General features: G+C 61.6%; 23 protein-coding genes and 3 pseudogenes. 15 read left to right on the forward strand and 11 right to left on the reverse strand.

Going from position 1 to position 22,772, the window contains the following annotated elements:
• Positions 1-33: 33 nt before the first annotated feature.
• From FN835_RS14295 to FN835_RS14305, 3 genes are read right to left on the reverse strand one after another with little or no spacing between them, the layout of a single operon-like run.
• Positions 34-228, reverse strand: a complete 195-nt coding sequence (locus tag FN835_RS14295) for a hypothetical protein (RefSeq protein WP_142663914.1) — start codon at positions 226-228, stop codon at positions 34-36.
• A 41-nt stretch (positions 229-269) separates the two neighbouring features.
• Positions 270-602 carry a hypothetical protein gene (locus tag FN835_RS14300; protein ID WP_142663915.1) on the reverse strand — a complete coding sequence of 111 codons (333 nt, stop codon included), beginning with the start codon at positions 600-602 and terminating at the stop codon, positions 270-272.
• A 56-nt stretch (positions 603-658) separates the two neighbouring features.
• Complete coding sequence (locus FN835_RS14305; protein WP_185958682.1) at positions 659-850, reverse strand: hypothetical protein; 192 nt, start codon at positions 848-850, stop codon at positions 659-661.
• A gap of 235 nt (positions 851-1,085) precedes the next feature.
• Between FN835_RS14305 and FN835_RS14310 the strand changes: the two genes are divergently transcribed.
• Positions 1,086-4,052 (forward strand): NAD(P)-dependent oxidoreductase, encoded by a 2,967-nt coding sequence (locus FN835_RS14310; protein WP_142663917.1) that lies wholly within the window; start codon positions 1,086-1,088, stop codon positions 4,050-4,052.
• 164 nt (positions 4,053-4,216) lie between these two features.
• Positions 4,217-5,053: pseudogene (locus FN835_RS14315) on the forward strand (IS3 family transposase); the annotation flags it as partial.
• A gap of 203 nt (positions 5,054-5,256) precedes the next feature.
• Here the strand turns inward: FN835_RS14315 and FN835_RS14320 are convergent.
• The gene (locus FN835_RS14320) at positions 5,257-6,549 is read right to left on the reverse strand and encodes an IS110 family RNA-guided transposase (RefSeq protein WP_142663918.1); all 1,293 of its coding nucleotides are present in this window, start codon (positions 6,547-6,549) and stop codon (positions 5,257-5,259) included.
• 138 nt (positions 6,550-6,687) lie between these two features.
• Between FN835_RS14320 and FN835_RS14325 the strand changes: the two are divergent.
• Positions 6,688-6,846, forward strand: a pseudogene (locus tag FN835_RS14325) (integrase core domain-containing protein); the annotation flags it as partial.
• A gap of 40 nt (positions 6,847-6,886) precedes the next feature.
• On the opposite strand, the gene FN835_RS21885 reads toward FN835_RS14325, so the two are convergent.
• Positions 6,887-7,222 carry a transposase gene (locus tag FN835_RS21885; RefSeq protein ID WP_142663965.1) on the reverse strand — a complete coding sequence of 112 codons (336 nt, stop codon included), beginning with the start codon at positions 7,220-7,222 and terminating at the stop codon, positions 6,887-6,889.
• On the opposite strand from FN835_RS21885, the gene FN835_RS21455 reads away from it, so the two are divergent.
• A complete protein-coding gene (locus FN835_RS21455) occupies positions 7,210-7,650 on the forward strand; it encodes an NAD-dependent epimerase/dehydratase family protein (RefSeq protein WP_221930431.1) in 441 nt (146 codons plus the stop codon). The genes FN835_RS21885 and FN835_RS21455 overlap by 13 nt on opposite strands.
• 883 nt (positions 7,651-8,533) lie before the next feature.
• Here FN835_RS21455 and FN835_RS14340 read toward each other — a convergent pair.
• Both FN835_RS14340 and FN835_RS14345 read right to left on the reverse strand, forming a co-directional pair.
• The gene (locus FN835_RS14340; protein WP_246098748.1) at positions 8,534-8,782 is read right to left on the reverse strand and encodes an Atu4866 domain-containing protein; all 249 of its coding nucleotides are present in this window, start codon (positions 8,780-8,782) and stop codon (positions 8,534-8,536) included.
• Positions 8,783-8,841: 59 nt separating this feature from the next.
• A complete protein-coding gene (locus tag FN835_RS14345; RefSeq protein ID WP_221930432.1) occupies positions 8,842-9,564 on the reverse strand; it encodes an SDR family oxidoreductase in 723 nt (240 codons plus the stop codon).
• A 97-nt stretch (positions 9,565-9,661) separates the two neighbouring features.
• Here FN835_RS14345 and FN835_RS14350 point away from each other — a divergent pair, with 97 nt between their 5' ends.
• A complete protein-coding gene (locus FN835_RS14350; RefSeq protein WP_142663921.1) occupies positions 9,662-10,546 on the forward strand; it encodes a LysR family transcriptional regulator in 885 nt (294 codons plus the stop codon).
• Positions 10,547-11,419: 873 nt separating this feature from the next.
• Here the strand turns inward: FN835_RS14350 and FN835_RS14355 are convergent.
• Both FN835_RS14355 and FN835_RS14360 read right to left on the reverse strand, forming a co-directional pair.
• A complete protein-coding gene (locus tag FN835_RS14355; protein WP_142663922.1) occupies positions 11,420-11,665 on the reverse strand; it encodes a CsbD family protein in 246 nt (81 codons plus the stop codon).
• Between the two features lie 311 nt (positions 11,666-11,976).
• Positions 11,977-12,981 (reverse strand): substrate-binding domain-containing protein, encoded by a 1,005-nt coding sequence (locus FN835_RS14360; RefSeq protein WP_142663923.1) that lies wholly within the window; start codon positions 12,979-12,981, stop codon positions 11,977-11,979.
• A 150-nt stretch (positions 12,982-13,131) separates the two neighbouring features.
• Between FN835_RS14360 and FN835_RS14365 the strand changes: the two genes are divergently transcribed.
• The 4 genes and pseudogenes from FN835_RS14365 to FN835_RS14380 form a co-directional block, all read left to right on the forward strand.
• Positions 13,132-14,475, forward strand: a complete 1,344-nt coding sequence (locus FN835_RS14365; protein WP_246098749.1) for a uracil-xanthine permease family protein — start codon at positions 13,132-13,134, stop codon at positions 14,473-14,475.
• A gap of 86 nt (positions 14,476-14,561) precedes the next feature.
• Positions 14,562-15,869, forward strand: a complete 1,308-nt coding sequence (locus tag FN835_RS14370) for an amidohydrolase family protein (protein ID WP_142663924.1) — start codon at positions 14,562-14,564, stop codon at positions 15,867-15,869.
• Entirely contained in the window at positions 15,866-16,576 is a 711-nt protein-coding gene (locus FN835_RS14375) for a sulfite exporter TauE/SafE family protein (protein ID WP_142663925.1), read from the forward strand. Before FN835_RS14370 ends, FN835_RS14375 begins: the two co-directional genes overlap by 4 nt.
• 97 nt (positions 16,577-16,673) lie before the next feature.
• Positions 16,674-16,856, forward strand: a pseudogene (locus tag FN835_RS14380) (IS5/IS1182 family transposase); the annotation flags it as partial.
• 413 nt (positions 16,857-17,269) lie between these two features.
• Here FN835_RS14380 and FN835_RS21890 read toward each other — a convergent pair.
• Positions 17,270-17,509 carry a Ku protein gene (locus tag FN835_RS21890; protein WP_425467473.1) on the reverse strand — a complete coding sequence of 80 codons (240 nt, stop codon included), beginning with the start codon at positions 17,507-17,509 and terminating at the stop codon, positions 17,270-17,272.
• Between the two features lie 135 nt (positions 17,510-17,644).
• On the opposite strand from FN835_RS21890, the gene FN835_RS14385 reads away from it, so the two are divergent.
• The 6 genes from FN835_RS14385 to FN835_RS14405 all read left to right on the forward strand — a co-directional run bounded on the left by FN835_RS14385 (position 17,645) and on the right by FN835_RS14405 (position 21,912).
• Entirely contained in the window at positions 17,645-18,046 is a 402-nt protein-coding gene (locus FN835_RS14385; RefSeq protein WP_142663926.1) for a hypothetical protein, read from the forward strand.
• A gap of 29 nt (positions 18,047-18,075) precedes the next feature.
• Entirely contained in the window at positions 18,076-18,231 is a 156-nt protein-coding gene (locus FN835_RS21270) for a hypothetical protein (RefSeq protein WP_185958683.1), read from the forward strand.
• Between the two features lie 157 nt (positions 18,232-18,388).
• Positions 18,389-18,820, forward strand: coding sequence for a DUF2231 domain-containing protein (locus tag FN835_RS14390; RefSeq protein WP_142663927.1), 432 nt, complete (start codon positions 18,389-18,391; stop codon positions 18,818-18,820).
• The gene (locus FN835_RS14395) at positions 18,820-20,106 is read left to right on the forward strand and encodes a PQQ-dependent sugar dehydrogenase (RefSeq protein WP_142663928.1); all 1,287 of its coding nucleotides are present in this window, start codon (positions 18,820-18,822) and stop codon (positions 20,104-20,106) included. The genes FN835_RS14390 and FN835_RS14395 overlap by 1 nt, the downstream gene beginning before the upstream one ends.
• A 97-nt stretch (positions 20,107-20,203) precedes the next feature.
• Positions 20,204-21,556 (forward strand): sensor histidine kinase, encoded by a 1,353-nt coding sequence (locus FN835_RS21275; protein WP_185958684.1) that lies wholly within the window; start codon positions 20,204-20,206, stop codon positions 21,554-21,556.
• A complete protein-coding gene (locus FN835_RS14405) occupies positions 21,553-21,912 on the forward strand; it encodes a response regulator (protein ID WP_221930434.1) in 360 nt (119 codons plus the stop codon). The genes FN835_RS21275 and FN835_RS14405 overlap by 4 nt, the downstream gene beginning before the upstream one ends.
• On the opposite strand, the gene budC is transcribed toward FN835_RS14405, so the two are convergent.
• On the reverse strand, positions 21,909-22,670 hold the full coding sequence (gene budC, locus FN835_RS14410) for a meso-2,3-butanediol dehydrogenase (RefSeq protein ID WP_142663929.1): 762 nt from the start codon (positions 22,668-22,670) through the stop codon (positions 21,909-21,911). The genes FN835_RS14405 and budC overlap by 4 nt on opposite strands.
• Positions 22,671-22,772 lie beyond the last annotated feature (102 nt).

Genomic DNA, 22,772 nt, shown 5'->3' on the forward strand with positions numbered 1-22,772 from the left:
GGTCAGTCGATTGGCCCCAATATCATTGGCCAATCACGTGGTCGAGGACGTGATCCTGTCCATTGCGGGCGGAATGGTGCTGACAACAGCCCTGCTGGCCCGCGGATTGAGTGCCCGGAAATCCGTCGGTTCCGGGTCGGGCTTTGGTCTGGGAATAATCGCCTTGACCTGTTCGCTGTCGCTGACCTTGGACATTGCGCCGCCCGTCGCGCGGCGCACGTTGCCCATTTCGATCAAACCCCATGGCACACACGAGTTCGTGGCCCGTGTTATTTCAGCGCGACATAGGTTTCCGCGTCGAGCATTGCCACACGCACCGCGATGCGCAGGCCGGTCGCATCGGCAATGACCCGCTGCAATTCCTGCGCCTTTGCCGTGACGGCATCTCGGGTGCGGTCAGGTCGGGGCATCAGGTTCAATTCGGCATTGATCGTGGGTTGGTCGGGCAAGGCCAGCACCGGCACGACCGCAAGCTGGCAGGCTGACGGTTCGACCCCAAAGCTTTTGCACAGCAACCCGCGCAGTTCGGGCATCAATTCTGCCAGCCGGGGGCGCTGTTCCGTCAGGTGGGTTTCGTCCAGATACAGTTTCAGATTGGGCATCAGATCTCACATCAGGCTGAAATTAAATCGCAACGACTATACCATTGTTGCGCAGGTCAGTGCGGCAACGGCACGAACGTTGACATAGCAGTAAAGGGAACGCCCATGCCGATCATGTCCTTGGGCAAGATGCCGACACGCGGCAGGTCGGGTGTCACCGGAAATCCCCTTGATCGAGTGGGCGTATCGCCTGTCAAAAGCCCGATCTGCACGCGATGTTCAAGAAAGTAATTCTTTCTTCTGAGCATTGAAAAGGTCATCTCCGGGTCTTTGTTTCCATCTGGTTGCGCACTGCTGACGCTGTTTTGGACAAAGTTTGGCGGCCCGACGTCGGCGGCGGACCGGGCTCACGCATCAGATCAGCGAAATGTCGCAAATCGGATATGAAAGCTGCGCCGTCATTCTGCCTCATTAAGCAGTTACAGGCTACGATCCCGGAAATTTCGGGGCACGTCGTGCCCAAGGGGATGGAGGCCTTTTCTGATGATCACCGACGGCGAACTGATTGCGCATCGCAAGTCTGCCCTGAACGATACCCGCAATGGCGCACCCGCCATTCCCTCGAACCCTTTTTTTGGCGTGGGTCCGATCACCGACGCGACCACGGACGAGGTTGACAGCCGTCTGCGCCGATATGAATTCGACCGCTGGATCGAGGCGACGTATCGCAAATTCGACGACAAGGGCAACGATCTGGGCCCGTTCTCGACCGCGGAACTGTCGCGCAGTATGCATCGCGGCTATCCGGCCGATGCGATCCTGCTGGACATGATGCGCGCCATTCACCGCTATTTCGAATTCCCGAAAACCAACCGCATCGCAGTCGGTCTGGGCGGCGGGCATAGCGGCTATACGGTCTGTGTCCAGCACCTGCTGAACGCCAACGAACCCGATCAGCGCGTCTATGTGGACACGCCCCGTCCCGAGGGCAGCGATGCCGGGGCCTCGGGCTTTTTCCGCCAGTCCTGGGCCACCCAGCTGATCGAGATGCATCGCTTTGCCGAAAACGGCTGCGAAAGCCGCATCCATTTCGCGCCGCGCGAGGGGGTAATTCCCACGGCCAAGGAACTGGCCGATCTGGGCATTTCGGTCTTTGTCGGCGTCGGGCATGAAACCACTGGTGCCAACTCTTATACCCAGCAGGAAATTCAGGAACTGCTGAACTGGCTGGACGGCGACCCGGAAAGCCGCCACGCAGTGTTTGACGCTACCTCGATGCTGGGGGCGATGCCTTGGCCTGCGGAAACCGTCCGCGCGGTCATGGCCAAATGCTGCCTGTTCATGCCGTTCCAAAAGGCGATCGGCGGTATTTCGGGCTATTTCGTCGCCTCGTTCACGCCTTCGGCCTTGTCGCTGATCGAACGCAACCAGCAAAACCCGTCCTGGGCCATTCCGCGCCAGCTGAAGATCGCGCCGCCGCTTGACGCCAAGCAGCCGCTCAGCAGCAAGCGTTCAGTCGATGCCGGACCGTTCTATGATGCGACGCAGGACAAGATGCTGGGCGGCGTCATCAATACCTATAGCGCGTTGGCATTCGCTGAAACGACCTTTGGCCTGATGCAGACCGAACGCCGCGTGGGTTCCGTGACCGAGATGAACAAGCGTTCGGCCATCAACCGCGAACTGGTCGATGAATGGATCGCGCAGAATCCGCTGATGGGTCTGGTCGTCGAGGAAAAGGCGCGGCGCGGCGCGGCCGTCACGCTGCTGCGCATCAACGATGGCACGATTTCGTCGTCCGATCTGCACGCGCGGATCATCGCGCGTTCCAAGCAGCTTTTGGGGTATGAGGGCGTCACCCATCCCAATGGCGTGCATGAAACCGGGCTGGACGCCGCGCGATATGTGAACGCATTCCCCGGCACTCCCGGCGATTACCGCGCATGGATCGGCGGCATCCGCGAGCCTGCGGATGTCACAGCGCTGCTGGAAAATCTGAAATACGCCTATCTGCGGGCCAAGATCGTCGTGATCGAGGAAGAGCTGGAGCGGCGCGGCACTGCGGTCGAATATGACGCAGCCGACACCACTGATGCAGGCGTGCGCCAAGGCACGGTCAACGTGCTGATTGCGGATGCGATCGGCCTGCGTTTCGGCGCGGACGGCAAGCTGGATCACAGCGAACTGGCCGCCTATATCGCCGAAATTGGCGGGGTGTTTCACGAAACCTCGGTCAACGCGGGCAAGCCTGCCGATGACGGCAAGGTGCATTTCTTCTATCAGCCGCATCTTAGCACGGCGGATGAGTTGCTGGCCGAAGCGGGGCAGGGCCAATATGACGCGCTGATCGCCGCTGCCACCTTTATCCCGGCAGATGCCAGATTCCGTTTTGGCGGCGTGCGGATCGGTGCGGGCACGGGGAATATGGGTTCGGCGTCATGGGGCGGACCGAACGGCGAAGGCGGCGAAGCGCCGCTGATGAACACGCCCGGCATCAACAGCCGTGCCACCGCGCAGATGGCTGCCAAGGCGCTGTTGAAAGTGATGCCTGACCTGCCCGTGGCCGAATTGCATGACCGTGTGGTCGCAGGTGATTTCGACACGGGCAAGAACCTTGCGGAATACCCGACCTCGAAGCTGGAAGGCAAAAAGATCGCCATTCTGGGCTATGGCAATATCGGGCGCGAACTGGCCCGGATCGCCAAGGCGTTCCACATGGATGTCGCGATCTATGCGCGTCCTGGGCATCGCGACAATATTCTGGCCGAAGGCTATGAATATGCCGAAACGCCTGTCGCGGCGGCGGCGGGCGCGGATGTGCTGTCGGTGCATCTGGGTCTGGGCCGTCAGGATCCGGCGACGGGCGTCTATGCCAATGCCGGGTTCGTGGGTGCCGATGTGCTGTCGGCCTTGAACGATCGCGCGGTGCTGCTGAACTATGACCGTGGAGAGCTGATCGACGTCGCGGCGCTGGACAAGGCATTGGAATCGGGCAAGGTCCGCCATGCCGCGATTGACGCGGACATCTTCAAATCCGCGGATGGCATCAGCGGACCGATGAAGCCCTATCTGTCGCTGCTGCCCAAGCACGCGGACAAGGTGGAACTGCTGCCCCACGCCGCCGCCGACACCGACCACCCGACGCGGGTTGCAGGTGCCAAGCAGGCCGTGGACCAGTTGCTGGATGCAATCCGCAACCGCCTGGTGACGAACCTCAAGGGCGACTTGCCGGAAGGTTACACCTCGAACGGTTCGCGCGCTCCGTTGGGGATCGCGCAGGTCTCGGCTGGTGATCTGGCCCGCGTGGCTGCGGATGCCGCGCTGATCGCGGAACTGCGCGCGACGACCGAGACTATCGCGTCGGTCATCGGCGCGTTGGATTCGGTCAGCGACGCCAATCACCGCGCCCGCATCGTCGAGCGTTATCGTGGTCTGCTGACCAGCAACATCCTGCGGCAGAAGAACCTGCTTTCGGATGCGGGTCTGATCGCTCCGGCAGCCAAGGGCTGATCCTGCTGCGGCCAGTCCGGGTTGTTCGGGCTGGCCACATGACGAGGATCATGTTGACGCCTAAGACTCGCAAAATAGATGGCCCTGGCAGGCGGGGCTTTGCCAGACTGGCCCTCCCCCACTGAAGTGGTCCGCCGTTATGTTTAAGAAACGGAGGATCGAGAATGGCAAACAAGCGACCGAAGCCGGAAGAGATTGTCTCGAAGTTGCGGCAGGTTGAGGTTCTGATGGGGCAAGGCTTGTCCCGTCTGGACGCGATCAGGCGTATCGGCGTTGTCGAACAGACTTATTACCGCTGGCGGAAGCAATACGGTGGGATGGGCGTGGATCAGTTGAAGGAACTGAAGCGGCTTCAGCAGGAGAATGAGCGGCTCAGGCGTGCAGTTTCGGACCTGACGCTGGACAAGCTGATCCTGACGGAAGCCGCACGGGGAAACTTCTGAGCCCCGCTCGCCGCCGGGCCTGTATTGATCATGTCCGCGGTGAACTGGGCATTTCCGAGCGTCGGGCCCGGCCCAAGTGTTGCACCAGCACCGCTCGACACGAGCCGCAAGGTGCCACGAGGGCGGGCGGACGAAGATCTCCTGGTCGCCGACATGATTGAGCTGGCCCGGCAATACGGCCGTTATGGCTATCGTCGGATTGCGGCTCTGTTGCGGGATGCCGGATGGCAGGTGAACGACAAGCGGGTCGAGCGCTTATGGCGGCGAGAGGGACTGAAGGTGCCGGTAAAGCAACCAAAGAAGGGCCGACTATGGCTGAACGACGGATCCTGTGTCCGCTTGCGGCCGGAGTACCGGGATCATATTTGGTCATATGACTTCGTCCACTGCCGCACCGACGACGGCAAGGTGTTTCGAACGCTGAACATCCTCGATGAATTCAGCCGCGAATGCCTGACGATCAGGGTGCGGCGCAAGCTGAACTCAACAGATGTGATCGATGCGCTGACAGACCTGTTCATCATTCGCGGCGTGCCAACCTTCATTCGTTCCGACAACGTCCTACGTCGGAAGATTTGTGCCGCTTAGGACGTCAGATCCAAGGGCATCCGAGCGATTGGATGCCTTGAAGAAGGTTACCCGAGCGGGCTCCGCCGTCAAGAAGTGGTCTCATCCATAGCAAACACAGGGTCGGCTTAGGTGCCGCCCTCACCGTCCTCAACACGAGATCCGAAGTCCCAAGCGGAAGGCCCGAACATTATCTACGAGGTCAGAAAGCTGCCTCCACGGCTCGCCAGAGAGAGGTCCTTCCGCTCGGGTTCGCCCCCACCGAAGAAGGGGCGATAGGGTTCGCCGGATTTGATCACGGCGTGAATGGTGCGTGCCATCTTTGCGGCGATGGCAGTGTAGGCCTTGCGGCGCAGGTCCGGGTTGTGGCGATCCTGCGCGATGTAGCGTTCGAACTTGTCGCGAAAGCTGTTCGCGCGATGCAGCACCGCGGTCTGTCCGGCCATCCAGAGCGTCCGGCGCAGGCGGGCATTGCCATACTTCGAGATCCTGCTCCGCCCTCGAAACAGGCCGGACTGCACCGTCGCCAGATCCATGCCGCAGAACTTCAGGAATTGCCGGTGATGCCGGAAGCGGCGCAGGTCGCCGACTTCGGCCAGGATGGTCAGCGCGTTGATCGGGCCGATGCCAGGCACCGAGGTGAGCAGCCGGTAATCGGGGTGATCCCCGAGCAGGGCTACGGCCCTGGCTTCGATCTCGCTACGCTGGCGCATCAGGCTGCGCCCCTCCGCCAGCACCATCCGAAACATCCGCAGCGCGTCCGCTTCCGCGGCGACCGGCAGGCCGACCGAGCTGCGGGCGGTCTCGTAAATGTCTGAGATCAATGCAGCCTTCGCAACCTTCCTGCCGACCACATCCCATGCGGCGGCGGTGAAGTCATCCTTGTCCATTGCCGTGATCAGATGCGCGGACGGAAACATCTCAAGGAAGGCCAAGAACCATTCGCTGCGGGTGCTTCGCTGGAAACGGGCCGCCTCGGGGAAGTAGAGCGGGAGGTAATGCCCCAGTATCCGATGCCAGAGTTCGGTCTTGGCGCGCGATACGACCTCATGGGTCATCGACAACTCCTGAATATCGGTGATCCCGGCGCGGAGCGGATCCATGAAAACCTGGGTGGCACCGATCTGGAGCATGTGCAGGATGACCTGCGCGTCTTTGGGATCGTTCTTGTCCCAGCTGTTGTGCAGCGCCTCACGCGTTCTTGCCAAGGCGACCGATGAGACGAGCTTCACATCGAAACCGGCCATGCCGAGCTGATAGATCAGGGCGCGGTGATAATTCCCGGTTGCTTCGAAGCCGATCTGCACGGGCCGCGCGTAGTCGCTCAGGATGGCGATCAGCCGCTGGAAATCGTCAAGCGTGTTCGTGATCGTCAAGCGCCGCCGTCGCGTCTTGCCGGGGGCCGCGATCAGCACCTCATGGCGGTGCTTGGAAATGTCGATGCCTACCAGAACACGGGCATCGGCGGTATGCTCGAACTTGGTCATAGCCGGTCTCCTCTGTTGTGGGTGGTTCGCAACACCACCATAGAGACCTGAGCGCCGGTTATGGCCGCACGCTGCGCGATCAGCAGGCTCCGCGCGCGGCCATAACCTCTAAGCAGACGAATGTTCCCGACGTGCTATGGCCCGGAGTTCATAGCACAAGCCGTGCGGGACTGGATCAGCGCCGTCGGGGCAAAGACAGCTTACATCGAACCCGGATCGCCTTGGGAGAATGGCTATTGCGAAAGCTTCAACGCCCGCTTTCGCGATGAAATGCTGAACGGGGAGGTATTCTACAGCACGCTGAGCAGCTTTCTAGCCGTCGCTGTCAAGGCGGCTTTCACCGGCTTTCCCGCGTCCTGGAGCTTCTGCCTGAACGATCGGAACATTGCGGTGTGCCGTGACGCATGTAGCGCTGCGAGATTGAGGACGGTTCTGACGGAGGGTCTCCCGCCGCCGAGACCCTTTTTCCGCAGCGCTGTCCGCTATCCCAGGCAATCGGTGCCAAGCCGGCGAGTGCCGCGATCTTTCGGCGGTCAGTTGTGCCGATCTCCGGCAACTCGGCCATGAGAGTAGCTGCGACGATTGTGCCGACACCGGACACTGACTGCAGCTGACGATTTGATTCGGCCAGTTCGTGCGAGGATTGAATTATCTCGTGACATGGCGAAGACAGCGCTGGTAACCGGCGGGACCGGCTTCATCGCGGGCTGGTGCATCGTGGAATTGCTGCGGCAGGGCTATGTCGTGCGCACCACCTTGCGCAGTCCGGACAAAGCGGCGTTGGTTCGGCGAGGGGTTGAAAGCGAGGCTGATCCTGACGATCGCCTGACCTTCGTCACCGCGGATATGACGAAAGACGACGGCTGGGACGCGGCGGTCGCGGGGTGCGATTACGTGCTCTACATCGCCTCGCCCTTGGGACGCGAAGCCCCGAAGGACCGTAATGCGCTGGTAGAGCCTGCGCGGGGCGGGGCGCTGCGGGTTGCTGCGCGCGGCGGTCGAGGCCGGTGTCGAGCGGGTGGTGATGACCTCTGCCACAGCAACGGCGCGCGTGCGTGGCTCGGATGCGGTCAGCACCGAGGCGATCTGGGCCGATCCTGAGGATCCGCTGCTGGACTCCTACCGCCGCTCGAAGAGCCTCGCCGAGCGTGCGGCCTGGGACTTCATTGCCGCGGCAGGGGACCGCACCAGCCTGACAACAATCCTGCCCGGCGGCGTCTTCGGACCGGTGCTGCCTGGCGGTGACAAGGCTGCGGTCTGGGTCGTCGGCAGCCTTCTGCAGGGCAAGCCACCGCGGCTCTTAAACCTCGGCCTGTCGATCGTTATGTCCGCGACCTCGCCGCCGCGCATGTACGCGCGCTGTCGGCAACCGAGGCTCCGGGAGAGCGGTTCCTCTGCACCGGTCATTTCCTCTGGATGCCGCAGATCGCCGGGATGCTGCGCGGCGGGTTGGGGGCCGAGGCAGCCAATGTGCCGACCCGGGTGATTCCGAACTGACTGGTCGGGCCGCTCTCGGCGTTTCTGCCGCAACTCAGGATGTTCCGGCGTGACATCGGCAAGCGCCGGGATGGCGACAACGGCAAGGCACGCCGGAGCCTGGGTTTCAATCCCCGCCCAGCCTCACAAACGCTGGCCGAATGTGCGCGAAGCCTTATGGGCTGAACTGCAGGCGACAACGCGCGGCCCATAACCGACGGTCGAGCGCCGCCGATGCTGCGCGGCGGCATCCCCGGAAGCTGACGTTCGCCAGACGCGTAGCGAAGACCCGGCCACAATGCGGAGCGTTGCACGGGCCGCAGCCATACATAGCATGGATATGTAGCGACCTCACCACTCTTCAATGCCGCAGCAACATGAGCAAATTACCACCGCGTCGCCACATGCGTCCGGGCGGAAAGGACGATGAGGTAAGTAGTGGCGGCTCTGCTGCCTCCATAGCTTCACGCGCGATAGGGAGAGGCAGGGCACATTGCCCCGCCTGCCTTTACTTCCGATGGAGCACCATGCCACCGTGATAAAGGACCCCGTCGACGAAGTCGCCATCGGCGGTGAATCCGGTGTCGTCCCAATATTCGATGTGATCGCCCGTCACCTCATAGCGGCCCTGATAGGCACGCTCGCGGTTGCCCCGCGCCTCGACATAGCGGCCGTTCGGCAGCAATTCGTGGCGGACATGTCCATCCTCTGTTACCCAAACATCTGCATAGGGATGCGGGGCGGTCTGATCGGTCATGGATATCTCCTGTGCGGCAAGGGGCAGGGCGGTCAAGCCCATTGCCAATGTCAGGGCCTTCATGCGACCCCCACCGGTGTCCGGGTCGGGCGCACCACGATCTCGTTCACGTCGACATCCTCGGGCTGCTCCAGTGCGAAGCGCACCGCGCGGGCAATGGCCGAAGGATGCAGCGCGATGGCGCGATAGGTCATCATCCCTTCGGCGGCGACCGGATCGGTGATCGTGTCGGCCAGTTCACTTTCCACGACGCCGGGATGGATGCAGGTCACACGCAGATCCGCGTGTTCCTGCCGCAGTCCGTCCGAAATCGCGCGCACGGCATATTTCGTCGCGCAATAGACCGCAGCTGTCGGCACAACAGACAACGCACCGACCGAGCCGATATTGATGATATGCCCGGATTTACGCGCGACCATCTGGGGCAGGACTGCTGCGATGCCATGTAGCACGCCCCGGATATTAACGTCGATCATCCGGTCCCATTCCGCGACCTTCATCGACGCCATCAGCGACAGCTGCATCACGCCCGCATTGTTCACGATTGCATCGACATGACCCCATTCGGTTCGGGCAGCCTCGGCAAATGCTGCCACGTCGTCGCGATTGGTGACGTCCAGCGCGCGGAACCGCACGTTGCCGCCAAGCTCTGCCGCCAAAGCCGCCAGCCGTTCGGTGCGACGCGCGCCGATCATCAGCTTGGCGCCGGTCGCGGCCAGTTCGCGGGCGATCCCTTCGCCGATGCCGCTGGATGCTCCGGTTATTAAAATGACCTTTTCCATCTTCATCTCCTTGCTTTGCATGAGGTGAAAGATAGACGGCGCCTATTGTCGGCAGTATCCGTTTATTCCTGACCAGACTGTCCAGATAGGCTAACCAATGGATGACCTGAACCTGCTGCGGATGTTCGTCACGGTGGCCGAGGCCGGGAACTTTCGCGAGGCTGCCGACCGCCTTGGAGTCACCCGCTCGGCCGTCAGCCAGGGCGTCCGACGGTTGGAGGATAGGCATGGCACCGCGTTGTTTCATCGCACCACCCGCAGTATGCACCTGACCGAGGCCGGAGCCGCGCTGCAAGCCGCGCTGTCCGGGCCGCTCGCTGAAATTGTCGGGGCGCTTGACACGCTGGGCGATACGCCGCGGGGCACGCTGCGCATTGCCGCCACCTCGATTGCCGAGCGATTTCTGTCCGGCCCATTGATTGCCAGCTTCGTCGCGGCACATCCACAGATTGCGCTGGATGTGACGGTGACTGATGTCGAAAACGACATCGTTGCCGGCGGCTTCGATGCGGGCGTGCGCTTGGGTGAAGTCATTGCGCAGGACATGATCGCCGTGCCCTTGACCGGCCCGCAGCGGCAGGTCTGCGTGGCGACGCCCGGCTATCTTGCCACGCATGGCACGCCTGCACATCCGCGCGAGCTGATCGGTCATCGCTGCATCGGCTGGCGTCCGGACCCCGCCGTCGCGCCCTATCGCTGGGAGTTCGAAGAGGCGGGCCGCGCCTTCGACGTGGCGGTGCCGCCGCATGTGACGACGAACGACATGCAGTTGATGATCCGCACAGGCCTTGCCGGGGGTGGCATCACCTTCGGAATGGAGGAAACATTCCGGCCGTGGATCGACAGCGGCGCGTTCGTTTCGATTCTGGACGACTTTCTGCCGAAGTTTGCTGGGTTCTATCTGTTCTTTCCCAGCCGCCGGAACCTCTCTCCGAAACTGCGGGCGATGGTGGACCATGTCCGAAATTTTCGCGGGACATAGCTTGTTGCAGCGGTGGTAGTCTTACCCAAGCCAGCGGCTCTAAAAACGACGCGCCAGAGCTACCACATCCATAGAAGCCATATCAGATGTGTGGGCCGTGAATGTTCAGAAAACTCAGTCTTGTCGCATTGGTCTTGTCTGCCGCGACGGGATCGGCGCTCGCAGAGAGCAAACCGCTGTCCCCGGGCCATCTTCAAGAGGCTGCGATCATGGGGCTCAACCCGCATGTATTCAGTCGCATGGATATCGCCCAGATCGGATCTGAAACGACTTGCAGCGACCAGCGTCAACGGTTGCGCTATATTCTTCAAAAGAAGGAAAAGGCCGGAGAGGATACCTCTGATCCTTTCACCTCGAACCGATGGCTGACGTCCGGCGGGTGCATGAGGCGAGGTGGCGCGAGCATCGGAATAGGTTTTTGAAATGCGGCGTTTGCAGTTCACCCGGACGGACGAATTGGCGGTCAAGCTGAACTGGTTCGATAAGGGACAGCTATCGCGGCTGAAAGTTATCGTTCCAGCAACGGACAGCGCTGCTCCGCAATTTCCCTATTGCGGGTATTCGTTTGCAACCCAGCAGAATCCCGCATCCGCACCGCTTTGATAACTTGAAGAGCTTGGCCAGCTTATCATGGCGACGCTTATCGCTTTCTTAGGTTCCGGCCAGTTTGCGTCGCAGCCTGCTGTCGCTTGTAGAAGGCAAGCCAATCCTGCGGTTCCTTGATCGGTTACATGCTCCGATGTTTCCCGGTAAAGGTGAGCGTCGTTTTTTATCGCGCATTGCTCTCATGCGCGCCTTCTGCGCCGCTGCTCTGAAAATGAAAAGCCCCCGGCTGGAAAGCCGGGAGCAAAGAAGGATGTCGCCCTTCCACTTTTACAGGCGGTCGTCACCGCGAAGCGTGTCATCCCGCCGCGCTGCGTCCGGGTCGTCAAGGAAGAAATCGTCGATGTGCTTTTCGGCGTCTTCCTTTGCCCAGCCATAGCGCTCCTGCAGCTTGCCCGACAGCCGATCAGCATCACCCTCGATCTGGGTCATGTCGTCGTCGGTAAGCTCACCCCATTTCTGCTTCATGGAACCCTTCATCTGGTCCCATTTGCCCTTGATGATGTCGCGGTTCATGTCGTCCTCCTATGAACGCTGTAACAACAAACGGGCAGTCGGATTGAGCCGTTCCGGCGGCTGATAATGTTTAGTCGGCGGAACTAAGGGAGGGCGTCATTATTTTGCGCCAGACTGTATCCATTCATCTTCCGACGCGAAGCCGCCGGTCGAGCAACGATCTTGGTTCGCGGCGTTCGCCAACGCGGCCGTTCGTTGGATGCCGCAGGAAGGTTCGTGCGATCAGCGTGGCCATGCGGCCTAGGCGGCTTTTGCCTTATGAAATCCCACGGTAAGCTCGTGAAGGTCAGAGCAATCCAGGACGGAAAGATTCAGCTACCTCTTTTCTGGGACGATGCCCGGATGATCAGCTTTGGCAAATCGGATTTTACAGAATGCTTGTGGCCGTCGATCTGATTCAGGAGCAACTCTACTGCCTTCTCGGCGACCATGGGTAAGTACAGGTCAACTGCGGTGAGTGGAGGTTGAGACAGCTTGGCGCGGAGACCGTCGTAACGGGTGACGACACACAGCTTTTCGGGAATGGCTCGGTCGGTATCGTGTGCCGCCCGGATAGCGCCCGTTGCGAAGGCGTCGATTGAGGCAAAGACGCCATCTACCGCCGGATCGGTCCGCAGCACATCCAGCATTTGACGATAGGCCGTGTTCTCGGCATCTTCTTCCTCCAACCGGATCAGGCGGGCCTGCGTGCCATGCTGGGCGACGAACGCCGCATAGGCGTCGGCGCTTTCGATCTGGCTTGTTCGTGGCGATGTGCCGAGCAGCGCTGCGATTTGGCGGCAGCCCTGTTCGGCGAGGTGGTTCAGAAGCAAGCATGCGGTTTCGTGTGACCGGAGGTCGATAGACGGAATATCCGGCCTGCCCGGGACCGTGCCGATCGAAACAATAGCCGTCCTGCGCTGTTCGAAATGCTGGATCAACGGATCGTCCAGCATTGGCTCGACCAAGATGACACCGTCAAAGCTCGCCGTGCCGTAACTAGGCGCGGTGGGGTGGGGTGGGATGAGACACAGCGCAAGGTCGCGCGTCAGGGCCGACATTGCTGCCGATGCGGCGATCTCCATCAAAAAACCCAGCCGCGAAGGCCCCGCTGCTACCGCAAAAGGCATCGACGAGGCCAGAGCGATGACGCCGGTACGCCCGCTGCGCAATGCGCGTGCCATGCCGCTTGGATGATAGCCCAGTTGATCGGCCAGACGCTCGATGCGCTTGCAGGTTTCAGGATCGACATGACGACGGCCGCTGAAGGCGTGCGAAACTGTGGTCACCGACACGCCCGCTGCCTTGGCCAGATCAGAGATGGTCGGTTTTTTCACGCGGTCCTCATCCACAGTCCAGTCTTGTTTAGCAATCGAACCAGGATCGAACAACAAAACGATTTGCGCGAATCGGACGGCATGTTACTGGGTGCGTAGCAAAACGATTTGCACAAGCAAACGAACACCCATCCGACAGGGGATATGCACATGCACATGGAGTTGGAGCATCGCGCCGGAATAGATCCGGTCGATGAGCGTCTACCGCTCAGGAATCTCGTTCTTTACGGCCTCCAGCACGTGCTGGTCATGGCCGCCTCGCCCATTACGGCGGTCTTTCTGGTCGCGCAAACGCTGGGTTTCGAGCCCGCATTGACCGTCTCGATCATCAGCGCGACCTTCCTGGTTTGCGGTATCGGGTCGCTCCTGCAAAGTTTCGGCCCGGTGGGGCTGGGTGCCAGGCTTCCATTCATCATGGTGCCGGGGGGCGCGCCGATTGCGATTTTCCTGGCAATCGCCACCCAGACTGACATTCAGACAGCGGTTGGCGCAGTGCTTATGACGGGCGTCTTCTACTTTGTCTCGCTCCCTGTGTTTCGCCGTCTGCTGCGGTTCTTCCCGCCAATCGTAGTGGGCACGATGCTGCTTTTGGTCGCGATCAATCTTGTCAAGATCTATGGCGGCACCATCACCGGCAAGCCAGGCAGCGAAAATTTTGCCGATCCGGTGAATGTCGGGCTCGCGCTGGCAACCATCGCGCTGACTGTGATATTTTCGAGGGTCTTCACCGGGACATTGCAGCGGATATCGGTCATGCTGGGGCTGATTGCGGGGACGCTTCTCGCAGCGGTTCTTGGGCGGCTGGACACCACGGGTGTCATGCAAGGCGCGCTGATCGCAGTGCCGCAGCTGTTTCCCTTTGGGGTGCCGAAGTTCGATATTGTCGCATCCTTGCCGCTGATCATTTTTTCGATCATTTCCATGGCTGAAGCGACCGGCCAGACCATCGCCACGGCCGAGATCGTGGATCGCAAGGGGGATGCCCATACCATCGTGCCGCGCACCATCCGGGGCGATGCCGTGGCCTCGATTCTGGGCGGCCTGTTTGGCACCTCACTGATCATTACCTCGGGCGAAAATGTCGGCATAGTTCGTGCAACTGGCGTGCGGTCCCGCTATGTCACCGCGGCGGCCGGGGTGATCCTGATGGTGATCGCGCTGATCGCGCCCGTGTCCAGGCTGGCAAGTGTCCTGCCCGGCGCAGTCGTTGGCGGCACCGCGATCATTGTCTTTTCGATCATCGGCGTGATCGGCATCCATGTCCTGAGCCGCGTTGACCTGCGCGATCACGGCGCGATGTTCACCTTGGCCTCGGGCCTGGCGATGGGCCTGATGCCGATCCTGGTGCCCGGGATCTACAGCCAGTTCCCGCAATGGTCGCAGATGATCCTGGGCAACGGCTTGGCGATGGGCACGGTCACCGCCGCGCTTGTCAACGCCGTGTTCCAGATCAGGACCTCCAAGCAACATGAAACCGTGGAGAACATGCATTGACCGACTTTGGCCAAGCCTTCGCATCAACTGAAAACCTGATCGTGGCGCCGGGGCAGCTATTGCTGGCATCAGGTCCACGGACGGGAATGGCGGTCCTGTTGAAGGCGGGCCGCTTCGCCGAGATTGCCGAGGCGGCCGAACTGCGCGCACGTAATCCGGGTTCCGGATGGCTTGAACTACCCCATCACCTGATGATGCCGGGCTTCATCGACACGCATACCCATCTTACGCAATCGCTCGGCAAGTCGCTGGTCTTCGGCGAACCATCCGAGATATTCCGCCGCATCTGGGTGCCGCTTGAAGGCAGTCTGGATGAACGCATGGTCTATCTGTCCGCCAAGCTTTCAGCGCTTGAATGTCTTCGCGGTGGCTTCACGACTGCGGTCGATGCCGGCACGCGCTCGGCGGGGCATGTCGACCGCCTGGCCGACGCGGCACGCGAAACCGGGCTGCGGGTTGTCATAGCCCGTATCTGCAACGATCTCGGTGGCACGGCAGAGATCCTTGACCAAAAGAGCATCCTTGGGGCGGCCGAGGCACACCTTGCCCAATACGACAACGATCCCCTGATCCATCCGTCGCTTGCGATTTCGATCCCCGAGGCGGCGAGCGATGGAATGCTGCGTGACGTCGCGGCGATGGCGGCGCGGGCAGGGGCCATCTTCCAGACGCATGTGAACGAGCATCTGGTCGCGGTCGAGCGGTCCCTGGTGGCCTGCGGCCACCGTCCGCTGGAACATCTGGCCCATGTTGGCGCGCTTGGTCCGCAGACTTTGATCGCTCATTCCACGTTGGTCACACCGTCCGAGCTGAACATCCTGCGCGACACTGGCACAGCGGTGGCCTATAACCCTGTGGCCTCGGTCTGGAAGGGCAATGCCGTCGCGCCAGCACTGCAGATGCATGCACTTGGCATACGTTTCGGGCTTGGCACCGACGGGACCCGCGCGGACGGTTTCAGGCTGATGGATGCTGCGGAAAGTTTGCAGCGTGCCACCTATGGCCTTGCCTCCGGAGATAGTTCCTGCGGAGCGGGCTGGCTGTGGCTGGACGCGGCAACCCGCATGGCGGCAGAGGCCAGCGGGCTGGCCGCCATCACCGGTCAAATCGCGCCGGGCCTGGCCGCCGATTTTCTCTTGGTGGACCTCGACCGACCCGAGTTCCTGCCGTCGCATGATCTAAGCTGGGAGTTGGTCCGCTATGGCAACCGTGACCAGATCGACGCTGTCTTCACCTGCGGGCAGCTTCGGATGGTGAAAGGCTGGCCTGTCGATTGGGACGCCAGTGCCTTGATGGCCGAGGTCCGGGACAGGGCAGGCCCGGCAATTGCCACGGCACAGATCCAGCGCGTTCATCAGACGGCCGATAGCCTGAGCTCCATGAGGCCCGCGTGACCCTGACGATCTTCCTGACCCTGTCACTTTTGGTTGGTGGCGCTGCATTCATTCAGGGTGCCGTCGGCATCGGATTTGCGCTGATCATGGCTCCGATCCTTGGCTTCGTCGATACAACCTACCTGCCGGTCACATTGCTGGTCCTGATGCTTCCGCTCAATGCCTTGGTGGCTTGGAGAGAACGACGCGCCATCGACCGACAGGGCGCAAGCTGGATCACCGCCGGTCGTTTTTTCGGCACGTTCCTGGGCATGGCGATCCTGTTTGCGCTTTCGGTCCGACAGCTGGAAATCGCCGTAGGGCTGCTGACCATTCTTGCCGCAGGAGTCGCCCTTGTGTCGCCGCCATTCCGGGCCGGCCCGCCCGCATCCATCGGCGTGGGCCTGTTTACCGGCATCACCGAAACCGCCACCGGCATCGGCGGCCCGCCTCTGGCGCTCCTCTACCAGCACGCGCAGGGGCCGGTCCTGCGCTCGACCGTCGCGATCTGCTTTCTGGTTGGCGAAATCATCTCACTGGGGGTTTTGTTCGTGTCAGGTCATGTCACCCAGGAACAGACGCTGGCCGCCCTTTTCCTGATCCCTGCCGTTCTGATCGGCTCAGCTCTGTCGCGGATGGTTCATGCCCATATCAATGGCCCTGCGCTGCGGCTGGCCGTGTTGATTTTTTCCATCATCAGTGGCGCAGCTCTGATTTTGAAAGGGTAGGGCGCCCCGACCGAGGGTGTGTGGAAACTCTCTTTTGTGTTAGACTTTCTCGTGGTTCTGGGAGGTCGAGATGGCAGGTTTCATCAAGGGTATCGAGCGCGATCGCAACTTCACCAAAGGCAAGATCGCCAGCCGCTTGGCCCATCTCGCGGCTGGGGTCGCGCATTACATCGACGAGATGGTCCGCATCGACCAATTGGAGGAGGGCGAAGCGCGGGCCGAGCGGGTCGCACATCTGGCGCGCCGCTATGGCAGCATCCCTGCCAAACGTCAGGACGTAGATGGCGCTGAATGTCGTCGCCTATATCATGAAACGTGTCATCTCCTTGATCTGCATCCGGCGCCTGATAGCTGAAATCGCTAGCTGACGTGGTCGATGCGGATCAGCCGTGGTGACAACCATGAATACCCGCGCACGGCTAATTGACTGTTTCCACACATCTTCGGCCCATAGCGGGCGCTCGTGGCTGGCCGACGCCGCACTGCAGCACTATCCGAAGCAGTCACTCGACAGTGCGCGCAGCATTTCGAACCCATAAGCGCCAGCACGCCTGACGAACCTGCCATTCATCGGCCCCGCGCTTTCCGGTCGCAGAGCCTCTGCCGCCGGCGCGTTTGCTTACTTCAGCTTGTATCCTGCCTGTTCCACAAAAGCTCGAAGGTGCTGGCGACCGCCCAAGTAATTCATGCTGGTCATAGCCTCGACCGCGCTGCCGCTCCAGGTTTGGGGCCGCATTGCCTGTGCTCGTCCTCGCCCTTGGGATAGCCCCGTGCCTGTTTCTTATCAGCGACGGGCCTGCTGGTGACGCCGTCGACATAGCGGCGTTGGGCCCGGTTGCCGGTCGCCGCGTTCAGCGTGGGAAAGCGCAGCTTCTCGGTCTCGGTCGTGGCCGGCTGCATCGCCATCGGACACGTGACCAGCGACAGCTTCAGATAGCCTTTTCAGATTACGCGCGGTGCCATGGGAAATAAGCCCACCTTTGGAACATCGCCGTTCTGTGACTGTTTGTGCCCTGATGCGCTTCCTGCATCGCAAGGGAGGATAAGATCATGAACAGGACTTCGTTAATGGCCGCGATACTTGGCATCGGCATTATATCGGCTGGTGTTGCATCTGCTGATTGCGCCGCCGATCTGGCCGCGCTGGAAGGCGGCAACGGCGCTGACGGGATTTCCAAGGACGGCTCGCTAGCCCCCTTGCAGCAAGCCGATGGATCATCCGTCACCGATGGAATCTCCAAGGATGGCACGACAGCTCCGTTGGAGGATGCGGGCGGCGATTCCGGTCAGGCTATGTCGGGCCAAGACGTTCAGGCACAGCAGGACGGCCAGCCGACGGCTGCCGGTCAGGCACAGGCTGAAAGCGGACCCGACGCACGAGCAGCCGCCCTGAAGGATGCCCGCACCGCATTGGACGCGGGGGACGAGGCGGCCTGCATGGAAGCCGTCGCCAAGGCCAAGGCATCCTGAACGCCACCTTCATCGAAAGGAGTCTGCGGATGACACGTGTAAAAGCGACTAAAAAGGACAATCCGGCAACGGACCCCAAACGCGAAAACAGTCAGGGCAAGCACGATGGCGTGCCCCATGACCCCCAAGAATTCGAAGTGATGAACCCAGCCCGGCAGGAAAAGCCCGAAAAGAACGATCGGTGACGAAGTTGCAGAACCTGTAAGGCTCCGAAGCCGCGACCTTCGGGACTGCTCAGGCGAACACACATAACGCCCGTCAATCGATCGACAGCGCTATGTGCGCAGGCACGCTTTGCCCATAGCCCCATCCGCCGTGCCGTAAAAGCCAGAAGGATAATCCGTGCACCCGTCCATATCCCATCGGGCGATCCGACCCATCCACCCACTTCACGCAATCCTGCTGGCCTTTCCGTTCCCGCTGTTCCTGGGGGCACTGGTCAGCGACATCGCGTATTTCCGCAGTTACGAGATTCAGTGGTCGAATTTTGCCCAATGGCTGAATGCGGGCGGCTTGTTTGCTGGCGGCTTTGCTTTGACGGCCGCGCTGATCCATCTTTTTCGCACCCGCCGCTATGGGCTGTCGCGACCGGGCCTGTATCTGTTGACGCTGCTTGCTGCATGGATCACCGGTCTGATCAACGCATTTGCCTATTCGCAGGATGCTTGGGCGATCATGCCTGAGGCCTTGTGGTGGTCCGCCATATCGACGGCGCTTGCGCTGATTGCGTCATGGCTGGGCTATTCCGGCACCCATCTGTCCGAGGAAATCTGATGCGCGCCCTGATCCTGATCGGCCTTGTCGCCGCAATCCCCGCTTTCGCACAAAATGCCCCCGGCACACGCTATGGTGCGAACCCTGACCTGCCTACGCCACGTCAAGGCCTGCTGCCGGATATGAAGATTCCGCGCCCGGCATTGTGGCGTGACGCATTGCCCACGGTGCCGCAGGAATACACGATTTCAGCCATCGCGACTGGGCTGAAGATTCCGCGCCAGACGCTAATTCTGCCGAACGGGGACATCCTGGTTGCCGAGGGCAAGGGTGCCAGCGCACCCGCTATGCGACCCAAGGATCTAATCGCCGGGCTGATCAAGGCAATGGGCAAAAGCCCCGAGTCGGGCGGCGACCGCCTGACCCTGCTGCGCGATGCGGATGGCGACGGAACCTATGAATTGCAGACCGTCTTTGCTGATGGGTTGAATTCGCCCTATGGCTTGGCGTTCATCGACGGGGCGATCTATGTCGCGAACCAGAACAGCTTGGTGCGCTTCGATTATTCCGAGGGCCAGACCAAGGCCAGCAGCGCGCCCGAAACGCTGACCGAATTGCCCGCTGCGCTGAACCACCACTGGACCAAGGCCATGACCGCCAGCGCCGATGGACGGTTTCTTTACGTCGGCATCGGTTCGAACAGCAACATCACCGAACGCGGCATGGCTGCCGAGGAAGACCGCGCCATGATCTGGCAGATCGACGTGGCGACTGGCGCACACCGGCCTTACGCCACCGGCATCCGCAATCCCACGGCCCTAACGATCCAGCCCGGAACGGACCAGCTATGGGCGGTCGCTAATGAACGCGATGAGATCGGGCCGGATCTGGTGCCGGACTATCTGACCTCGGTGCAGGAGGGCGCGTTCTATGGCTGGCCCTACAGCTACTGGGGGCAGAACGTCGATACCCGCGTCCAGCCGCAGGATCCCGAAAAGGTCGCCTCGGCAATTGCGCCGGATTATGCGCTGGGGTCGCATGTCGCAGCCCTTGGCGTCGATTTCTCGGTTCTCGAGATGGGACAGCAGTTTGCCGAGGGTGTATTTGTCGGTCTGCATGGCAGTTGGAACCGCAGCGAACCCGTGGGCTACAAGGTGGTCTTCGTGCCGTTCCGCAATGGTCGCCCGTCGGGTGAGCCGGTCGATTTCGTGTCGGGCTTTCTGCAGGAAGACGGCAATACGCGGGGCCGCCCGGTAGGGGTCAGTGTCGATCCGCGCGGCGCGCTGATCGTGGCGGATGATCTGTCGAACACGGTCTGGAGGATCGTGCCCCAGACCGACCAATAATGCCTTCCCCCTTCTTCTGCGCCGCCCGTGGTCATTGCGTGAAAACCAAGGATAGTCTGAAATGCCAAAGGACGCGTTGCAGCAACGGAACACGGAATTGGGTAATTATGACATGTCGGCCCATGTGCTGGCCTATGATTGGGCCGCTACGCCGCTGGGGCCGATGCAGGACTGGTCGCCGCGCCGCCTTGCGCTGGTCGACACGGTGCTGTCGCATGGCTTTCCCATGATCGCGCTGCTGGGCCCCGATCTGGTTCAGGTTTACAATGACGGCTATGCGCAGATTCTGGGTGGCAAGCATCCCGGCGGGCTGGGCCAGCCCACGCAGACCTGCTGGCCCGAGGTCTGGCATATCAACGGCCCGATCTATGCCCGCGTCATGCAAGGCGATGTGATCACGCGAGAGGATGGGCTTTATCCCTTGGCCCGGTCCGGGCAATTGAAGGATGCATGGTTCACCCTGACTTATAGCCCGATCCGCGATGATCTTGGCGCGGTGGACGGCGTATTGGTGACGATGATCGAAACCACGGCCCGCATCTTGGCCGAACGCCAGCGGGACGAGACGCTGGCCCAGTTGCAAGAGGCCGAACAGCGTCAGCGTTTCCTGCTGGAACTCAGCGACCGGCTGCGTCTGTCGGATGACCCCGAAGGCACCGCGACGCGGATGATCGCGGCGCATTTCGGCGCCAGCGACGTCCGCTTCGTCAAGGATCCGCAGCCAATCGAAGGGGTCCTGACCGTCGGCGGCTTGCAGGCCCGCAAGCAAGGTTGGACCGCGCCCGAAATTGCTCTGCTGGAGCAGGCCGCCGAGCGCGCTTTGGCCGCGATCGAAAAGGCCCGCGCCGAGGCTGCGCTGCGTGATGCGCTGGATTACCAAAAGCTGCTGTTGGCCGAATTGCAGCATCGCGTGCGCAACAGTCTGGGCATCATCGGGCTGATCGCGGAACGCAGCGGCGACAGTGCCCCCGATGCGGCTGGTTATCGCGCGACCTTCCTTGGTCGTCTTGGGGCATTCGCGCGCGTGCAGGCAGCGGTGACGCGCAACCCCGATCAAGGGTTGGACCTGCGCGGCATCCTGCTGGACGAGCTGGACGCGTTCCCGCCAAAGGGCCTGCATCTCGATGGCAAGCCTGTGCTGCTGAAGCCACGCGCCGCCGAGCGTCTGACGCTGGCATTCCACGAACTGGCGACAAATGCCGCGAAATACGGCGCGCTGCGCGACGAAGCTGGCCGCCTTTCTGTGTCTTGGAGCGTTGACGCGGATGGCCTAACAATCATCTGGCGCGAAACCGGCGTTCCGGACGTGACGACGCCCACCCGGCTGGGCTTCGGGTCCGAGATCATCCAGCAGGCGCTGGCCTATGATCTGGGGGCCAGCACGCGGATGGATTACGAAGCGGACGGGCTTTGCTGCCATATCCGCCTGCCCACACGGCAATTGGCGTGATGGACGCCCCGGCCCTTGCCGACAGGTCGGTGCTGGTGCTTGAGGATGAATATTTCATCGCGCGCCAGATATGCGACTTGCTGACGGCAGCGGGTGGTCGGGTGATCGGGCCTTTTTCCAGCGTGGCTGACGCGCTGGCCGCGCTGCCCGCGGACTGCGCGGTGCTGGACATTAACCTTCATGGGGAAATGCAATTCCAGCTGGCCGACCGGCTGGAGGAGCAGGGCGTGCCCTTCGTGTTTTCCAGCGGCTATGACCGGGCGGTGCTGCCGCAGCGACATGCCCACCGGCCGTTCTGCCTGAAACCGATGCTGTCGGCGCAGCTAATCGGAATGCTGCGCACCGCGCTGCGCTAGGCCTGCCGGGGCTGCCCGTTCGACGCCATCAACCCGCCATCCACCGGCAGCACAACCCCGGTGACGAAGCCTGCATCCTCGCTGGCAAGAAAGGCGATGACCGCGGCAACTTCCGCAGGCTCGCCAGGGCGGCCCAGGGCGATCCTATCGCGGAACTTGTCCAGCATGTCGGGGTGGTCAAAGACGTCCCGCGTCAGCGGCGTCCGGGTCAGTGTCGGGGCCACGGCGTTCACCCGCACGCCCTTGGCCCCGCAATCCAAAGCCAAAGCGCGGGTGAAATTGGCAATACCGCCCTTGGCCAGATTATAGACGGACATGCCCCAATCGCCCGCCAGCCCCGAAACGGAATCGGTGTTGATGATGCACCCCTTGGTCCGCACCAAATAGGGCAGCGCGGCCCGGATGCAGAAAAACGTGCCATCGACCAAGGTGGCCATGATACGGCGATAATCGCTGGTTTTGATCTCCGTCAGGTCGCCCTGCACGACCGTGCCCGCGTTGTTCACCAGCACGTCGATGCGGTCGTAGCGGTCCAGCGTCGCGGCGATCATCGTCTCGACCGCGTCTTCATCTCCAACATCCGCAGGGTGGACCAGACAGTGTGGACCGCAGTCATGCGCCACCTTCTCAAGATCGGCGCGAGTGCGGGCGACCAGCACGACATGCGCCCCTTCGCCCGCAAAACGGCGCGCTGTTTCGGCGCCAATGCCGGAACCTGCGCCGGTGACGATGACGACCTTGTTGTGAAAGCGGGACATGTGACCTCCGGGGGCTGATGCAGGCCGAGCGATGGGCCGGACAAACCTGCGGGTCGGGCTAATGTTCCCCCGAAACATGACGCGGCTCCGAAACTGGTATAT

It is taken from the genome of Paracoccus laeviglucosivorans (genome assembly GCF_900182695.1).
Classification (GTDB): domain Bacteria; phylum Pseudomonadota; class Alphaproteobacteria; order Rhodobacterales; family Rhodobacteraceae; genus Paracoccus; species Paracoccus laeviglucosivorans.

Excerpts from the sequence above, each read along its gene's own strand:
- FN835_RS21455 (WP_221930431.1), top strand. The coding sequence starts at position 7,210 with ATGGCGAAGACAGCGCTGGTAACCGGCGGGACCGGCTTCATCGCGGGC.
- FN835_RS14340 (WP_246098748.1), bottom strand. The coding sequence starts at position 8,782 with ATGACCGATCAGACCGCCCCGCATCCCTATGCAGATGTTTGGGTAACA.
- FN835_RS14295 (WP_142663914.1), bottom strand. The coding sequence starts at position 228 with ATGGGCAACGTGCGCCGCGCGACGGGCGGCGCAATGTCCAAGGTCAGC.
- FN835_RS14365 (WP_246098749.1), top strand. The coding sequence starts at position 13,132 with ATGCACATGGAGTTGGAGCATCGCGCCGGAATAGATCCGGTCGATGAG.
- FN835_RS14395 (WP_142663928.1), top strand. The coding sequence starts at position 18,820 with ATGCGCGCCCTGATCCTGATCGGCCTTGTCGCCGCAATCCCCGCTTTC.
- FN835_RS14370 (WP_142663924.1), top strand. The coding sequence starts at position 14,562 with ATGGCGGTCCTGTTGAAGGCGGGCCGCTTCGCCGAGATTGCCGAGGCG.
- FN835_RS14350 (WP_142663921.1), top strand. The coding sequence starts at position 9,662 with ATGGATGACCTGAACCTGCTGCGGATGTTCGTCACGGTGGCCGAGGCC.
- FN835_RS14355 (WP_142663922.1), bottom strand. The coding sequence starts at position 11,665 with ATGAACCGCGACATCATCAAGGGCAAATGGGACCAGATGAAGGGTTCC.
- FN835_RS14385 (WP_142663926.1), top strand. The coding sequence starts at position 17,645 with ATGGCCGCGATACTTGGCATCGGCATTATATCGGCTGGTGTTGCATCT.
- FN835_RS21270 (WP_185958683.1), top strand. The coding sequence starts at position 18,076 with ATGACACGTGTAAAAGCGACTAAAAAGGACAATCCGGCAACGGACCCC.
- FN835_RS14345 (WP_221930432.1), bottom strand. The coding sequence starts at position 9,564 with ATGGAAAAGGTCATTTTAATAACCGGAGCATCCAGCGGCATCGGCGAA.
- FN835_RS14310 (WP_142663917.1), top strand. The coding sequence starts at position 1,086 with ATGATCACCGACGGCGAACTGATTGCGCATCGCAAGTCTGCCCTGAAC.
- FN835_RS14300 (WP_142663915.1), bottom strand. The coding sequence starts at position 602 with ATGCCCAATCTGAAACTGTATCTGGACGAAACCCACCTGACGGAACAG.
- FN835_RS14305 (WP_185958682.1), bottom strand. The coding sequence starts at position 850 with ATGCTCAGAAGAAAGAATTACTTTCTTGAACATCGCGTGCAGATCGGG.
- FN835_RS14320 (WP_142663918.1), bottom strand. The coding sequence starts at position 6,549 with ATGACCAAGTTCGAGCATACCGCCGATGCCCGTGTTCTGGTAGGCATC.
- budC (WP_142663929.1), bottom strand. The coding sequence starts at position 22,670 with ATGTCCCGCTTTCACAACAAGGTCGTCATCGTCACCGGCGCAGGTTCC.